The 15,837-nt window shown below is 66.6% G+C and carries 17 protein-coding genes; 1 reads left to right on the top strand and 16 read right to left on the bottom strand.

Annotated features, from left to right (window positions below):
- Positions 1-4: 4 nt before the first annotated feature.
- The 3 genes from ACAG21_RS11570 to fadD5 form a co-directional block, all read right to left on the bottom strand.
- Complete coding sequence (locus tag ACAG21_RS11570; RefSeq protein ID WP_096283811.1) at positions 5-874, bottom strand: ABC transporter permease; 870 nt, start codon at positions 872-874, stop codon at positions 5-7.
- 1 nt (position 875) lies between these two features.
- A complete protein-coding gene (locus tag ACAG21_RS11565; protein ID WP_370496199.1) occupies positions 876-1,694 on the bottom strand; it encodes an MlaE family ABC transporter permease in 819 nt (272 codons plus the stop codon).
- A gap of 209 nt (positions 1,695-1,903) precedes the next feature.
- Positions 1,904-3,562: a fatty-acid--CoA ligase FadD5 gene (gene fadD5, locus ACAG21_RS11560; RefSeq protein WP_370496198.1), complete on the bottom strand. Its 1,659-nt coding sequence runs from the start codon at positions 3,560-3,562 to the stop codon at positions 1,904-1,906.
- Between the two features lie 159 nt (positions 3,563-3,721).
- Between fadD5 and ACAG21_RS11555 the strand changes: the two genes are divergently transcribed.
- Entirely contained in the window at positions 3,722-4,417 is a 696-nt protein-coding gene (locus ACAG21_RS11555; RefSeq protein WP_370496197.1) for a GntR family transcriptional regulator, read from the top strand.
- Here the strand turns inward: ACAG21_RS11555 and ACAG21_RS11550 are convergent.
- The 13 genes from ACAG21_RS11550 to ACAG21_RS11490 all read right to left on the bottom strand — a co-directional run bounded on the left by ACAG21_RS11550 (position 4,414) and on the right by ACAG21_RS11490 (position 15,807).
- Positions 4,414-4,854: an SRPBCC family protein gene (locus tag ACAG21_RS11550; RefSeq protein ID WP_370496195.1), complete on the bottom strand. Its 441-nt coding sequence runs from the start codon at positions 4,852-4,854 to the stop codon at positions 4,414-4,416. The two genes, ACAG21_RS11555 and ACAG21_RS11550, sit on opposite strands and share 4 nt — an antisense overlap.
- 52 nt (positions 4,855-4,906) lie before the next feature.
- Positions 4,907-5,371 (bottom strand): acyl-CoA thioesterase, encoded by a 465-nt coding sequence (locus tag ACAG21_RS11545; protein ID WP_370496193.1) that lies wholly within the window; start codon positions 5,369-5,371, stop codon positions 4,907-4,909.
- 62 nt (positions 5,372-5,433) lie between these two features.
- Complete coding sequence (locus ACAG21_RS11540) at positions 5,434-6,627, bottom strand: enolase C-terminal domain-like protein (protein WP_370496192.1); 1,194 nt, start codon at positions 6,625-6,627, stop codon at positions 5,434-5,436.
- Between the two features lie 76 nt (positions 6,628-6,703).
- Positions 6,704-7,627 (bottom strand): alpha/beta hydrolase, encoded by a 924-nt coding sequence (locus ACAG21_RS11535; RefSeq protein ID WP_370496191.1) that lies wholly within the window; start codon positions 7,625-7,627, stop codon positions 6,704-6,706.
- A complete protein-coding gene (locus tag ACAG21_RS11530; protein WP_370496190.1) occupies positions 7,624-9,153 on the bottom strand; it encodes a flavin-containing monooxygenase in 1,530 nt (509 codons plus the stop codon). Before ACAG21_RS11530 ends, ACAG21_RS11535 begins: the two co-directional genes overlap by 4 nt.
- The gene (locus tag ACAG21_RS11525) at positions 9,135-9,857 is read right to left on the bottom strand and encodes an SDR family NAD(P)-dependent oxidoreductase (RefSeq protein WP_370496189.1); all 723 of its coding nucleotides are present in this window, start codon (positions 9,855-9,857) and stop codon (positions 9,135-9,137) included. Before ACAG21_RS11525 ends, ACAG21_RS11530 begins: the two co-directional genes overlap by 19 nt.
- Positions 9,854-10,261 (bottom strand): nuclear transport factor 2 family protein, encoded by a 408-nt coding sequence (locus ACAG21_RS11520; protein WP_370496188.1) that lies wholly within the window; start codon positions 10,259-10,261, stop codon positions 9,854-9,856. Before ACAG21_RS11520 ends, ACAG21_RS11525 begins: the two co-directional genes overlap by 4 nt.
- Positions 10,258-11,004, bottom strand: coding sequence for an HpcH/HpaI aldolase/citrate lyase family protein (locus ACAG21_RS11515; protein ID WP_370496186.1), 747 nt, complete (start codon positions 11,002-11,004; stop codon positions 10,258-10,260). Before ACAG21_RS11515 ends, ACAG21_RS11520 begins: the two co-directional genes overlap by 4 nt.
- Entirely contained in the window at positions 11,001-11,969 is a 969-nt protein-coding gene (locus ACAG21_RS11510; RefSeq protein ID WP_370496185.1) for a zinc-binding dehydrogenase, read from the bottom strand. The genes ACAG21_RS11515 and ACAG21_RS11510 overlap by 4 nt, the downstream gene beginning before the upstream one ends.
- A 1-nt stretch (position 11,970) precedes the next feature.
- The gene (locus ACAG21_RS11505) at positions 11,971-13,146 is read right to left on the bottom strand and encodes a cytochrome P450 (protein WP_370496316.1); all 1,176 of its coding nucleotides are present in this window, start codon (positions 13,144-13,146) and stop codon (positions 11,971-11,973) included.
- A gap of 47 nt (positions 13,147-13,193) precedes the next feature.
- Positions 13,194-13,898 carry an NIPSNAP family protein gene (locus ACAG21_RS11500; protein ID WP_370496183.1) on the bottom strand — a complete coding sequence of 235 codons (705 nt, stop codon included), beginning with the start codon at positions 13,896-13,898 and terminating at the stop codon, positions 13,194-13,196.
- Entirely contained in the window at positions 13,898-14,473 is a 576-nt protein-coding gene (locus ACAG21_RS11495) for a hypothetical protein (RefSeq protein ID WP_370496182.1), read from the bottom strand. Before ACAG21_RS11495 ends, ACAG21_RS11500 begins: the two co-directional genes overlap by 1 nt.
- A 164-nt stretch (positions 14,474-14,637) precedes the next feature.
- Entirely contained in the window at positions 14,638-15,807 is a 1,170-nt protein-coding gene (locus ACAG21_RS11490) for a CaiB/BaiF CoA transferase family protein (protein WP_370496181.1), read from the bottom strand.
- Positions 15,808-15,837 lie beyond the last annotated feature (30 nt).

Below are 15,837 nucleotides of genomic sequence, written 5' to 3'. Positions count from 1 at the left end.
GGCGCTACACCGTTAAGGCGAAGTTCGGGTTGACGCCGTAGAGCGCCAACGCGGCGGACAACACCACAACCTGCACCGAGACCAAAGAGAACCGCATCGAGCGGCCCACGGCCTCACCCACGCCGACGGGCCCGCCGCCGGCGTTGTAGCCGTAGAAGCAGTGCGTGATCATCACGACCGCGGTGATGATGATGGCCTCCAGGAACGACCAGAACACGTCGTCGGGGCGCAGGAACGTCCGGAAGTAGTGGTCGTAGGTTCCGTTGGACTGCCCGTAGAGCACCGTCGTGGTGATCTGCGGCGACAGGAAACACATGATCATCGCCAGCGCGTAGATCGGGATGATCACGACCAGCCCGGCCATGAACCGGGTGGTGGCCAGGAACGAGATCGACTTGATGCCCATCACTTCCAGGGCGTCGATCTCCTCGCTGATCCGCATCGCCCCCAGCTCGGCCGTGGCGCCCGCACCGACGGTCGCCGCCATCGCGATGCCGGTGACCACCGGAGCGGCGATACGCACGTTGATCAGCGCGGCGAAAAAGCCGGTGAACGCCTCGACACCGATATTGCCCAGCGACGCGAAACCCTGGATGGCCACCAGCGAGCTACCCGACAACGTCACGAAGCCGACGATGGCGACCGTGCCACCGACGACGGCCATCGCCCCGGTGCCCATGCCGATCTGGGCGATCAGCCGCAGCGTTTCCTTGCGGTAGTTGCGCAGCGCATGCGGCACGTGCGCGATGCAGATCATCCCGAACCAGGCCATCCGGCCCACGTCGTCGAGCCCGCGGCCGGCCGCCCCGCCGTAGCGGTTCAGGTTTTCAGCCGCCCGCGGGAACCGGGCGCGCAGTACGGCGACGTTTGTCATCTCAGTGTCCCGTTCCGAATCGCACGCCGATCGTGGTCAGCACCACGTTCACCGCGTACAGCGCGACGACGCAGAGCACCACGGTCTCGTTGACCGCAGTACCCAGGCCCTTGGAACCGCCGCGCACGGTCAGGCCGCGATAGCAGCCGACCAACCCGGCGATTAGGCCGAACACCGCGGCCTTGACCGTCGCGATGACCACCTCCGGCAGCCCGGTGATCGTGGTCAGGGTGGCCAGATAGGCACCACCGGAGACGTTCTGCAGATACACCCCGAACAGATAGCCACCCACCAGGCCCACGGTGATGACCAAGCCGTTGAGCAGCGTGGCGACCAGGGTCGCGGCGATCACCCGGGGCACCACCAGACGGTGGATCGGGTCGATGCCCAGCACCTCCATCGCGTCGATCTCCTCGCGGATGGTGCGTGCGCCCAGATCCGCACAAATCGCCGTCGAGCCGGCCCCGGCCACCACCAGCACCGTGGTCAACGGACCCAGCTGGGTGACCGCACCGATCGCCGCGCCCGCACCGGACAGGTCAGCCGCACCGAACTGCGCCAGCAGCACGTTGAGCGTAAAGATCAGCAGCACCGTCAACGGGATCGAGACGAAAACGGTCGGCAAGAACGCAACCCGCATGATGAACCAGCACTGCAGCACGAACTCGCGCCACTGGAACGGCCGGCGGAACAACGCCCGGCCGGTCAGCACACACATCCGGAAGAACCCGCCGATCAGCGTCAGCGGTGTCTCCAGCTGGTCGCGCAGGTAGCCGACCAGGTAGGGGCCCCGCCCGCCCGCAGACGTCGAAGTCACCACTGCCCCCTCATGCCGGCGCCGCGCGCCCCACGGCGCAGCGAATCGTCTCGCACGCCCTCACCTTGCCCCGGACCCACATGTGTGATCACCGACTCCCTACTGGCAAGTAGTAACGGAGACCACAGGAATGTACCCGATGGCCAAGCAGGTGTGAACCGCATCCGCACAATTAACCCTTCGTCAACAACGGGCAAACGTTACAGTTTCTGTCAGCTTTCCTTTCGTGACGTGAAATCGCTTGAACTAGCCTGATTTTGAGTTGTGCCGGGGCTGCCGTAGCGAACCCGTAGCTCAGTCTTGAGGACCTTGCCGGCCGGATTGCGGGGCAACGCGTCGACGATCTCGAGTGCCTTGGGGTGCTTGTAGCGGGCGAGGCGCTCGGTCAGGAATTCGCCCAAATCCTCGAGACTGAGGCGCTCGACGGCGATCGCCGCAACCGCGATCGGTACCTCGCCCCATTTCTCGTGGACCCGGCCGATGACCGCGACCTCAACGATGCCGGGGTGGCCGGCCAGCACGTTCTCCACTTCGGCGCAGTAGATGTTCTCGCCGCCGGAGATGATCATGTCCTTCTTGCGGTCCACCACCCAGACGTAGCCCTCCTCGTCCATCCGGACGAGGTCGCCGGAGTGGAACCAGCCGCCCGCGAACGCCTCCGCGGTGGCCTCCGGGTTGTTCCAGTAGCCGCTCATCAATGTCGGTGCCCGGTAGACGATTTCGCCGACCTCACCCACCGGCACATCGTTCATGTTTTCGTCGACGACGCGGGCGGCGACGGTCGGGATCACCTTGCCGACCGACCCGCGCTTACGGATCGCGTCCTCGCCGAGCAGCATGCAGGTGACCGGAGACATCTCGGTCTGGCCGAACGCGGCGAGGATCTGGGTGCCGGGGAAGGTGGCCGACATCTCCCGCAGCAGCGCGTCCGGAGCGGGGGCGGCTCCCCACGACATGATCCGCAGCTTCAGCTCGCGCGGGCGAGCCTGCTGCTCGGCGCAGACGGCCTGCCATTGCGCGGGAACGAGGAAGATGCCGGTGACCTTCTCGGCCGCCAGCACGTCGAGCAGCTGGCCCGGATCGAACGCCCCGAGGGGATAGATGACCGTGGGCAGACCGAGTAGCAGCCCGCCGAGCATGTTGCCGACGCCGGCGATGTGGAACAGCGGGACACCGATGAAGCCGACATCGTTGTTGATGTCGGCGCCGTTGGTGTAGAGCCCGGTCATCGTCTGCCCGGTCAGGTTCGTGTGGGTCAGCACGGCGCCCTTGGGGCGGCCGGTGGTGCCCGAGGTGTACATGATCAAGGCCGGCGAGTCGTTCGGGACGTCCACCGGCTCGAACGCGTCGCCGGGCTCGTCGATCAGGTCTTCGTAACCGAGCACGTTGTCGTCGGTCGAGCCCCCGGCCACCACGACGGTGGCGAGCAGGGGCGCAATGTCGCGCACGCCGGTGGCGACCGGAGCCAGCACCGCTTCGGTGACCATTACCCGCGCCTCGCAGTCCTCGACCAGCAACGCGATCTCGGACGGGGTGAGCCGGAAGTTCAGCGGAACCGCGATGCCCCCGAGCATGTTGGTGGCCAGCATCGCCTCGACGAACTCGGGGCGGTTGAGCATCAGGATCATCACCCGGTCGCCGGCGCCGACCCCCCGGCGGCGCAGCGCTGCGGCCAACGCGGTAACGCGTCGCTGCAGGTCAGCCCACGTCAGCGTGCGGCCGGTGAATCGCAGCGCGACGGCCTGCGGCTGCATGAGGGCGTGCCGCTCGAGCTGGTTGACCCAATTCTGCCGGCGGGCCAGATACGGCTGCGCGGTCGGGTGTGACGGCTGCGACGCTTGTGCCTCGTGGCTAGCAAGTTGCGCGGTCAACTAATACCTTCCCTTCACTCGCGCACCGCTTGCGACAGGTTGATATTTGATAAAACATGGTGTTGTGTGGGTCACACTATGGCCTTACCGCCCTGATGACAAGCCCCGATACGTCCTGAAAACTCCCTGAAAACGCCCCTTGAAAGCCTGGCCACCGACGTGAACGTACCTCTATCTACGCGAACCCACGGCAGGCGGCGGCAACTGCGCCGGGCGCAACTGTCGGACGAGGTCGCGGGTCACCTGCGGGCAGCGATCATGTCGGGGACACTGCGCCCGGGCACCTTCATACGCCTCGACGAGACGGCGGCCGAACTCGGGGTCAGCGTGACGCCGGTGCGCGAGGCTCTGCTGAAGCTGCGCGGTGAGGGCATGGTGCAGCTGGAGCCGCACCGCGGCCACGTCGTGCTGCCGCTGACCCGTCAGGACATCGACGACATCTTCTGGCTGCAGGCCACCATCGCCAGGGAACTGGCCGCGGCGGCCACCTCACACATCGCCGAGGCTGAGATCGACGAGCTGGAGCGGATCAACAATTCGCTCGCCGCGGCCGTAGGCGCCAGCGATCCCGAGACCATCGCCGGCATCGAGTTCTCATTCCACCGCGTCTTCAACCAGGCCAGCGGCCGGATCAAGCTGGCCTGGTTTCTGCTCAACGCCGCGCGCTACATGCCGGTGCTGGTGTACGCCGGCGATCCACAGTGGGGTGTCGCCGCGGTCGACAATCACCGACAGCTGATCGCCGCGCTGCGCCGTCGCGATACGTCCGCGGTGATCGAGCACACCGTCTGGCAATTCACCGACGCGGCGCAGCGACTGACCCAAATGCTGGACGGGGCCGGGATTTTCGGCTAACTGGCGGCCAGCTGTTCGGCGCGCTTCTTCAGGTTCTCCGCCAGGTGATCGAGCACGTTGTTCAGCATCATCTTCACCATCGGCGCGGGCACCGGCATCGACGGTTCGACGTCGATGTCGACGGTCAACAGGCTCGAGGCGCCGGTTTCCACGACGCTGAACAGCTGCTCCTGCTTCTTGAACAGCTCGCCCTGCTGCAGCACGGTCTGAATCTGGTTCGGTCCGGGGTAGTAGATGGCCTGAATGAACACGCCCTCGAAACCTTGGTAGGCGGCGTCCAAACGAATCTGGCTGGGCCGGCCGTCGTCGTAGCGCGCCAGCACCCAGCAGCCCTTGGCCCCGTCGCTCCACTCCGGGTACCGCTCGAAATCCGCGACGATGTCCATGATGGCCGCGGCGTTGGTCTCGACCTCGACAGTTTTGCTCAATACGGGCATTGCCGAAGCATAGCCGGGCGCGCGAAAGCCCCAGCGCCTGGCGCTATCTCGGTTAAGCCTCCACGCACGCCGTCGACAGCAGGGTCCGGATGGGGTCGGGAATCGGGGTGGGTTTGCGGTCGGTGCGGTCGACGTACACGTGCACCCAATGCCCCAGCGCGGTGACTGGCCGCGGCTGTTCACCCTCTGGTGAGTCGAACACGCCGAGCCGGTAGGTGACGCTGCTGCGGCCCAGCCGTGTCACGGCGAGACCCACCTCGAGACGCTGCGGGAATTGCAGTTCGGAGAAGTAGCGGCAGCCCGACTCGGCGACGACGCCCAATGCGGGCATCGTAGTCGGGTCGAGCCCGGTGCCGATCGTGATCCAGGCATTGATCGCGGTGTCGAACAGTTGGTAATAGACCGCGTTGTTGAGGTGACCGAACATGTCGTTGTCGGCCCACCGGGTACCCACCGGCCACAGCACCGGGAAGTCGCTGCTGGTGAGCCGCTCGGGTGCCGGCGGAATGATAGCCATGCTGGTATTCCAGCATGTTTGACACCCGGTGGGCGGTTCGACCGGCCCACGATTCGCTGCTGCTACCTCGGGTGCAGGGGTGCGACGGGTTCGGCCGCGATGTCGGCAAGGCGGTGATTTTCGATGTAGTCCCAACGGATCTGGTAACCGAGCCCGGGTGCCTGCGGTAGGTCGACGAATCCGTCCGCACGCAGTGGGTCGCACGACGCTTCGAGATAGGCCGGCACGGTGTCGTAGCGGACCCCGGGCCCGAGCAGGCCGCGCTCGTAGTATTCGCACACGTCCTCGCTCGTGGCACCCAGGACCTGCAGGTTGCCGAAACCGCTCATGTGTAGCTCGCAGCGCATGCCGACGGCCTCGGCCATTCCGGCCAACTTCATCACTCCGGTGATGCCTCCGCGCAAGACGTCGATGCGGGTGATGTCGGAGGCACGACGCAAGATCCAGTCCGCTCGGGTATAGACACCACCTTCGGCGATCTCCGGGGAGCAGATCGGGATATCAAGTGCGTCGGCCAGTTTCACGTATGACTCGACCCGGTACTCGGGCATCGGGTGCTCATACCAATAGAAGCCCAGCCGTTCCAGTTCGCGACCGACCAATAGGGCGTCTTCGAATGTCTGATAGGTGCCCCACGGGTCGAACATGAGCACCATGTCGTCTCCGACCGCTGCCCGAACCTCGCGGCACACCTGGAGGTCCCAGTCCACATACGACGGCCGCGGCAGCGCGGGCTGGCGGGTGGCGGGATTCCAATAGTGATACGGGTGGATTTTGTAGGCACGATAACCCTGACGCTGGCAATCGACGGCATGAGCCGCGTACTCGTCGGGACTGCCCAGATTGTTGAAGCTGCTCGCATAGGCCTTGACGCGGTCGCGAGCACCGCCGAGCACCTTGCGCGCGGGCAGTCCGGTGGCTCGGCCCGCCAAATCCCAAAGGGCCAGATCGATGACGCTGCACACGTTCTCGGGCAACTTCGCGGCCCAGAGTTGGCGCCAGATCTCCGCCCGGTCGAAGGGATCCTGGCCGGTGAGAAGCGGACTCAAAAATTGAGTTATCAGCGCCCGGTCCCCGGGCAACAGCCCGTCCTGGTCGCCGTGGAAATGACCCCCGAAGTAGTACCCCTCGACGGCCTCGTCGGTGAGTACCTTTGTCACTGTCTGCACCACACGGTAATCGGTAGTCAACTGGCCGAACGAGATTCGGTCGACAAAGGTTTCGAAGGGCACGACCTGTAAGCCGGTGATCCTCATAACGGGTCATTGTTCGCGACCTGACTCGTTGACGGGTAGGGGCAAAGGTCCTACGCCGGCGTCTCGAGCGCGGGCCCTAGATCGCGTACCAGACGCGCTGCAGCGCCTGACCCTGCAGCGTGAACAGCCGCTCGGACTCCGACCAGTCGGGCAGCAGCGAATCGAAGCCATGGCAGGTGCGAGCGAACACGTGCAGTTCGGTGGACACCCCGGCGCGCAGCAGCCGCAGCGCGTAGTCGATCGCTTCGTCGCGAAACGGATCGATCTCCGCACAGGTGATCAAAGTTGGTGGTAGATGCTTCAATTCGGGATGACGCGCCGGCACGGTATCCGGCGATGCGGGCCGCCCGCCCAGATAGTAGCGCCACATCAGTTCGGCCGCCTCGCCGTCGAACGCCGGGCTGGTGCGAAACTCCGCTTTCGACGCGGTAGCGCGGTCGTCGAGCACCGGCTGGTGCAACAGCTGGAACATGACGGGAGGCAGCGACCCATCGCCACAACGATGCACCAGGGATGCGGCCAGAGTGGCCCCGGCGCTGCTGCCCGCGATGGCCAGCCGGGCGATATCTACATCCAGTTCCGCCGCTTTGCCGGTGACCCACTTGAGCACCGTGATCGCGTCGTCGAGCGCGGCCGGGTAGGGGTGCTCCGGGGCCAGCCGGTAGTCGACCGACACCACCGTGCAGCGGCCGCGGCGGGCGAGTTCGGCGCACTGCCGGTGATCGGTGTCGAGGTTGCCCAGCGCGAATCCGCCCGCGTGGCAATAGACGACGACCGGCGCCGGTGACGGCCCGCCGCGATAGATGCGCACCGGCACGTTGCCGGCGGCGTCGCTGGTGATCTGCACGCCCGGCAACTCCGTGATGGCCGCGGTGTCGCGGCGGCGCTGGTCGAACGGTGCGCGCATCGACTGAATTGCCTCCGGGGAGAAGACCGTTCGCGTCGTCGCAACCGCACGCAGCGCCGGGTGCAGACGGTGCGCTCCGTCCAAGTCCGTCATCGCGCCTCCGGCGCGCCCAGCGCCCCATGGCCGGCGGATACCGGTCGGCGTGGATGGCTGCATAACACGAAGTCGCCGGGCGTGAACCTGCGTGTCATCTCCCAGAAACTACGCGCGCTGCGCGGCCACTGCGTGACCACGCGCCCGTTTGGAGCACGAAAGTAGTTGCTACACTGGGTCGTCCACACCGTGCCGACCATCCACTGGTCGATCTTGGCGATGAACCGCGCCAGCGCCGACGGCCGCACCGCCACGTACGTCTTGCCCCGGCGCCGCATGTACTTCAACGCCCGCACGATGTAGCGGGCCTGAGCTTCCAACATGAAGATCACGCTGTTGGAGCCGACATTCGTGTTGGGCCCATACAGCATGAAGAAGTTCGGGAATCCGGGGACGGCCATGCCGAGATACGCATGCGCCCCTTCACTCCACACCCCGCGCAGTGTGGCGCCGCCTTCGCCGGACACATCCAGCTGCCCGAGATAGTCGGCGGCGGCGTAGCCGGTCGCACACACCACGACGTCGACGTCACGCTCGGTGCCGTCTTCGGTGACGAAGGATCGGGCCTTGAGGTAGCGGGCCGGACTGGACACCACCTCGACGTTGGGTCGGGTCAGCGTTGGCAGGTAGTCCGAGGAGAACACCAGCCGCTTGCAGCCCATCGGGTGATCCGGAGTAAGCCGCTGTCGCAATTCCTGGTCAGGGACCGTCTTTTCCAGTAGGTCGAGGGCAATCGCGGTGAAATCCTGCGTCTTGTCGCTGCCGTGCTCGATCACCGAGATGTTGGATTCGCTGCGCAACCACAGCCGGGTCCGGTACAACCTTTTGGCGAATGGCAGATGAGCGAAGGCCCAGCGCTCCCGTCGGGTGTAGTGCCGATCCGGCTTGGGCAGAATCCAGGTCGGCGAGCGCTGCACCGAATAGACCCGGGCAGCGACCTTTGCGAGTTCGGGCAACAGCTGCGACGCCGTCGAACCGGTGCCCAGCACCGCCACCCGCGCGCCCTCGAGATCTATCGAATGGTCCCATTGCGACGAGTGCATCACCGTTCCGGTGAACGGCTCCTGCTCGACGAGCTCCGGGAAAAGAGGCCGGGTGAACAAACCCACGGCGGAGACCACAACGTCGAAACGGTGTTCTTCGCCGCTGCTGGTGGTAAGGCACCACTGCTGTGCTTCCTCTTCCCAAGTCGCCGAACGAATTTCGGTGCGCAGCCGCAGATGCGGCCGCATCCCGTATTTGTCGGCGCAGCGTTCGAAGTAGGCGAGGATCTCGGGCTGGCCGGACCATAGCCGCGACCAATGCGGGTTCAGGTCGAATGAGAACGAATACAGATGTGACTTGACGTCGCAGGCCAGGCCCGGATAGGTGTTGATCCGCCACGTGCCGCCGACGTCGTCTTCACGGTCGAAGATGGTGAAATCATGAAATCCCGCACGGTCCAACAGGATTCCCAATGCCAGCCCACCCGGCCCGGCACCGATGATGCCGACCGACAATGTCGTCCTCATCGGATCTGTAGGCATTGCCCACCATCGACGACCAGTTCTGAACCGGTGATGAACGACGCGTCCTGCGACACCAGAAAGGCGACCGCATCGGCGATTTCGGTAGGCTGCCCCAGCCGTCCGAACGTCGCCGTAGCCGTCAACCGAGCCTGCGTGGCATTGTCGAGCATCGAGGTTGCGATCGGTCCGGGAAACACCGCATTGACCCGGATACCCCACGGCGCGAGCTCGGCCGCCGCGGTTTGGGTCAGCCCCCGAAGCGCCCACTTCGACGAACCGTAGGCGCAGTGCGCCGGGAACGGGCGGATGGCTCCGGTGCTGCAGATATTCACGACCGCCGCGTGTTCGGCCTCCCGCAGTTGGCCGAGCGCGGCTCGCATACCCAGGAAGGCACCCAGACAGTTTACCCGCCAGGCGTTTTCGAAATCCGCGACCGTCTCGTCGCCCAGCGGGGCACGATGCAGCACTCCCGCGTTGTTGACCAGCGTGGTCAACTTCCCGAACCGGTCCACCGTCGTCGCGACGGTACTCTCCCACTGCTGCTCGCTGGTCACGTCCAGTTCGATCGCGATCACCTCGTCGTCGCCCAATTCGGCGACCGCCGCCGCGACATCCTCGGCGCGCCGGTCGCAGGCTGCCACGGAATACCCTTGGCCGCGAAGCCTTTTCGCGATCGCCCAGCCCTGGCCGCCCGCCGCTCCAGTGACGAGTGCAACGCTCATGATGACGGAACCTCCGGGCTGTCGGACAGGCCGTGGCTGGTGACGAATTGGCATCTGCGCTGCCGGAAACGCCATTGGCCGTCGCGGCGGACCAGCTGGTCGTCGTAGAGCGCGGGCCGCAGGTGCAGATCGCCGGCCCGGACGAACAGAACCTGGGTGCGGGCGGTCGCGGTGCCGGATTCGTCGGTGCCGACGTCGATGCGCGACACCCCGGTCAGGTGCAGGCCGCGGGGAGCATCGGTGAACATCGTGGCGATCCCTTCGTGTCCGGCGAAAGACCGTCCGTAGACCAGGAATTCCGCGTCGTCGGTGAACAGCTGCACGCACGCGTCGACGTCGCCCCCGTCCAGCGCGAGTGCATAATCGGCGATCAGTTCGCGGATCGCGGTGCGCTCGTCGGTCACTGCCCGGTCGCTTCGCGTAGATGCTCGATCGCCCCGCGTCGCAGCGCCGCCGATTCGGCGGCCAGGGTGATCATCCGAAAGCCGAGCTGCGCCATCGCGTGCCCGGCCTTGCCCTCACTGGCATGAATCCCGGTGACCAGTCCGGCCTCGGTCGCGACGCGGTGGATCCGCACGATCGCGTCCAGCACTTCGGGCTGCCGGGTCGATCCGACGGGCCGGTGGCCCATCGAGATCGCCAAATCGGCGGGCCCGATGTAGATTCCGGCCAGCCCGTCGACCGCACAGATGTCAGCGAGGTTCGCCAGCCCTGCAGCGGTTTCGATCATTGCGAACACGCTCACCCGCGCCTCGTGGGCGGCGGGGTCGAGCCCCAGGCCGGCACGCAGCGGCCCGAAGCTGCGGACGCCCGCCGGTGGGTAACGGGTCGCGGCCACGGCCGCGGCGGCCGACTCGGCCGACTCGACCATCGCGATGAAGACGGCGTCGGCACCGGCGTCGGCCACCCGCCCGATCGGTGCGGGGTCGGCATTGGGCAACCGCACCGCGGTCGCGATAGGTACCTGCTCGAGGCGCCGGAGGATGCCGGCGATGTCGGCGTCGTCGAGATAGCCGTGCTGGGCGTCGAATCCGACGTAGTCGTATCCGGCCCGGGCGAATTCCTCCGGCCCGATCAGCGTCGGGCCGGTGACCCACCCGCCCCAGATCGGGGCGACCTTGGCCGGCGCGTCGCGGAAGACGCTCACAGCGCGATCGCGATCTTGACGCGCTCGGGAACCGGCCGGCACGCCAGGTCGAATGCGCCCTGCACGTCGTCGATCCCGAAGGTGTGCGTGAGGTAGCAGCCGAGTAGCTCGGGATGTTCGGCGGCGAACTTGCCGGCGAGCTCGAGTACCCGCCGCCGGTCAAGCGTCACACCGGATTTCAGGGTCAGGTTGTTGCGCAGCATGAGACGCATGCTAATCGGGTAAGCCTCGTCATCGGCGACGCCGAAGTAGAAGACCGTGCCGCCGGGGGCGGTGGCCTCGATGGCATGGCCCAGCGTGGCCACCTGATGGCCGACGGCCTCGATGACGATATCCGCGCGATCGGTCGGCGCCAGTCGACCGACCCAGCGGTCGCTGGTCGCACGCACCACCTCGTCGACACCGAATGTCGTTGCGAGGCTTCGCCGATCGACCGGGTCCACACCGGTGACGCGCCGGGCCCCGGCGGCCTTGGCGACGTAGGAGAATAGTAACCCGATCGAGCCCTGGCCGATGATCGCGACGTGCTTGCCCGCCAGGTCCGGCAGTTGCTCGCAGGCATACAGCACGCACGCCAGCGGCTGCAGCCCGACCGCCTGCGCCGCGGTGAGCCCGGGGTCATACGGCGCCAGGCCGTTGCCGTCACTGATGACCCGCTCCATCAACCCGTCGAACCCGGACGCCCAGCCCACCACGCGATCCCCGGCCCGGTGCTCGGGATGCCGACTGGCAATCACCTCCCCGGCCACTTCGTGGATCGGGAAGCCGTCCTTTTCGGCGGCGCTGCGACCGTCGTCACCGGCAAGCCTGCCCTGGGCGCCGCGAAAACCCGGCAGGTCGCTGCCGCATACCCCGGCCGCCAGGAACCGCAGCAGCACCTGCCCGTCGGCCAGGTCGTCCGGCTTCTTCTCAACGATCGACGTGCGCTCGAACTCATACGGGGCGATGATCCGATAGGACCACACGTCAGACCTCCACCGGGATCTGGTTCCATCCCCACTGGAAGCTGGACGGCAGGCGGGTCGCGTCTTGGCCCTTGATCTCGAAGTCAGGCACCCGACGCAGCCATTCCTGAACGAGCACAGCGACTTCCAGCCGGGCCAGGTGATAGCCGATGCAGAAGTGCTGACCGCGACCGAAGACCAGCGAGCGGGCGATGGGCCGATCCCAGACGAACTCGTCGGGGTTGTCATACTCCCGTTCGTCGCGATTGGCCGAGGCGAGCAGCGTGATCACCCGCTGGCCCGGTTCGATGGTCCGGTCGTGAATCGTGAAGGGCCGCCGCGCCGTTCGGGCGAACCACTGCGCCGGCGCACAGTACCGCAGCATCTCCTCACGGGCCACCGGCACGGTGTTGACCGGATCGGCACGCACGGCGGCTAGCTGGTCGGGCCGCTGGCTGAGCTCCCACAGCCCGTGCGCAACGATCTTGGGCACGGTTTCGGTGCCGCCGATGAAGATGCACAACATCTGGGTGGCGGTTTCGACGTCAGACAGTGCGCTGCCGTCGGGCAGTCGGTAACCGAGCAGTCCGTCGACCACCGGGAGCGGCGCGCCGGATTGGTCGGCACGGCGCCGTTGGACCACCGGGATCAAGTATTCGAGGTAGTTGGGCCGAGCCTGCGCGGTGTCGACGCCCTCGCCGGGTGCCGCGAGGCTTCCGGCGTTGACAGCGGCCAACACCTGTGGCGCGAGTTCGGTTGATATTCCCAGCAAGTCGCACACCATCGAGGCGGCCACGATGCCGCCGTAGTCCTGGGTCAGATCGAAGGACCCCTGCGGCAGCAGCTGGTCGAGGCGCTCGTTGGCGAGCTCGCGGATCCTGGCCTCCAGCCCGGCGACCGACCGCGGCCGCAGTGGCGCCGAGTGGGACCGACGGATCTCGCCGTACAGGTCGGTGTCGAACACGGCGTGAAATGGCAAGGGATGCAACGGCGGATCCTCGACCGGGCCGCTGTTGTGCTTGGCCAACACGGTCGCCGGGGGCAGCGTTCCTTCCGACGCGACGAAGGTCCCGTCGTTGACTTCGAGAACTTGCCAGATGTCCTCGAAGCGGGACAGCGCGTAGGTATCCCATTGCGGCATGTAGTAGACCGGATGGTGATCCCGCAGAGTTCGGTAGTACGGCAACGGGTTTGCCATGACGTCCGCGTCGAAGGGGTCGTACGCGAAGTCGGCTGTGGGGGCGGTCACTGCAGCGGAGAGGGCGGTAGAGCCTGCAGAATCGAGTCTTCCCAGCCGTCGCGCAATGCCGGGGCCACGCTCATCCAGGTGACGATCTCGGCGGGCGGGCTGTCCTTCCAGGAGGGGTAGTGATTGGCGAAGCATTCCCAGCCGCCGTCCAGCGCCCAGTAGTGGATGACCTCGTTGAAACGGAACGTGGTGGTAAACGATCCCAGCCAGCGCTTCCCGGTGCGCTCCGACCACGGGACGTAAAGCCGTTCCAACTCCCGGATGTAGTCGTCCTGGCGCCCTGGCTTGGTTTGCATGATCTCCTGAATCACCAGTGGCGCAGCGAAATTGGCGTCGCGCAGCTGGGCCAGCGTTTTATTACTCGGCGCGGGGTACATGATCCGCCCCTCTCCCGAGGCCCCGATCTCGGATAGAAACGCCGCCCACTTGCCGGCCGCGGCCTCGTGGTCTCCCCCGCGGGCCTGGGCGGCCCCGATCCTCGCGTAGTCGGAGAATCCGTCGATCTCCCAGATGACGGTCACCTGCGGCCAGTGGCCGTTGTAGGGCGTGGTCTCCCACATCGCGAACAGCCGGGCGCCCAGCGCATCCATCATCGGCTGGTAGGTGTCGGTGAAAACCTCGGTGAAGCGGTCGCTTAACCCCGATCCCAGCGAGATCGTCTCGTGCAGGTAGAGCAGGGTGTGGCCGTAATACTTTTTCATCAGTCGAGCCGCACCGGTGCCGAGTCGACGCGCGAACAATTCGCCTCGCACAGCAGCGTCTCGGTCGGTTCGACCAGGGCAGACGGGATCCCCGCTGCCGCAAGGGCATAGCCCTTGAATGTGCGCGCCGCGGCCGACAGCACGTGCTGAGCTCGGGTCATGCCGCGGTTCACGCCCAGCGGCCATCCCTCGCCCCACAGCGCGACTTCGGTCAGCCGATCGTCGAGGGACTTGAGCACCTTGTCGCGCACCCGGGCGTCCGCGGTGAACGCCTCGGCGCTGACGGCCAGCGTGTGACTCGTCGAGCCCATCGCGGTCGCGACATCGTCGGTGTCCACCACCGCCACGCCGAGAATGCGCAGCGGTCGGGTGTCGTAGCCGCCCGGCAGCAGGACGGTCACCTCCCAGCCGGCCATCACCCGGTCGTAGAGCCAACCGCCGGCCGAGTGCACGACGTCGACCGCGCTTGCAGCCACCACATCCAGTCGATACCGCAGACACTCACCGTTGCCGCGGGTTGCTCGTCCAGCACTGACGCGTCTGCTCTGGCCGATGTCGAACGTCGGAGTGACCATCAAATCCGTTCCTCACCGCCACACCGCGGAGTGCGTTCGCTCCAAGGCAGCTGCAGCGCTTGTCATGGGCTTCCCAAGGGCTGACGCCGCCTCACACCGGGGTGACGCGACTCATGCCCCAGCGTGACACTTGTGTCGAAATTTGTAAAGCTCCCCCGGCGTGGTCAGCCGCGGCGGCGGGCTTTCAGTTCGGCGAGGATTTCGTCGGTGTGCTGCCCCAGTTGCGGTGCCGGGGAGCGCGGCGCCCACGGCGTCCCGTGGAAATCCGCGGGGGTGGCCACCATCGCGACGCTCGCATCGCCGTCGGGGACGTCGACGATGCCGCCCGCGGCATAGAACTGCTCGTCGGCCACGACGTCTTCGAGGGAGTTGATCGGCGACCAGAAGAAGTCCGCTTCCTCCGCGAAGGCCTGCGCCCATTCGTCCAGCGAGCGAGTGGCGAAGATTTCGTCCAGCTCGGCGATCAGCTCCGGGCCGTTGACGAAGCGGGCGGCGGCGTCGCGGTAGCGCGGGTCGTCGACCCATTCGGGGTGGCCGACGACGCGGCACAGCGGCGGCCAGTGCCGGTCGCCTTCGAGGCCGACGATCCAGAACCGCCGGCCGTCACCGGCGGCGTAATTGTTCATGCACGGGTTGCCCATCGTCTCGCGTTGGCCGATCGCGATCGGCTGACCGGTCAGCAGGTAGGTGTTGAGGTCGAAGCTGACGGTGTAGGCGCCCTGCCGGTACAGCGAGGTGCTCACCAGCTGACCGCTACCGGTGCGCTCGCGGGCCAGCAGCGCCGCGCAGATCGCCGCGGCCAGCGTCATGCCCGCCGAGTGGTCACCCATGCCGCCCCGCTGGAACGGCGGCGTCTGGCCGGGCCGGGTCAGCAGGTGCGCCACGCCGGCGCGCGACCAGAACGCGGCGACGTCGTAGGCGGCCCGGTCGGCGTCGGGCCCGGTCTGGCCGTACCCGGTGATCAGGCCATAGACCAGCCTCGGGTAGCGGGCGGACAGCGACTCGAAGTCGAAGCCGAGGCGTTGCAACGCGCCCGGACGGACGTTGGTCACGAAAACGTCGGCATCGGCCAGCAATTCGAAAGCGATGTCGCGGCCGTCATCGGTGGTCAGGTCTAAGACGATGCTGCGCTTGGAACGGTTGTCCAACTCGAACGGCGGGTTGACCCCGAGGTCGCAGCCCAGCATCCGGCCGAACATGCGGCCCGGATCGCCGGCCGGCGGCTCGATCTTGATGACGTCGGCACCCCAGTCCGCCAGGATGGCACTGGCGGCCGGTCCGGCCACCCACACTCCGAGTTCGACGACTTTGAGGCCTTCCACCGGTCCCGCCATGGCTACGTTCCTACTCCGTGGCTCAACCGG

The organism is Mycobacterium sp. pR1184, from assembly GCF_041287235.1.
Classification (GTDB): Bacteria; Actinomycetota; Actinomycetes; order Mycobacteriales; family Mycobacteriaceae; genus Mycobacterium.
Note: the sequence above shows the minus strand (reverse complement) of the source record. Positions and strands in the feature narration are given on the sequence as shown.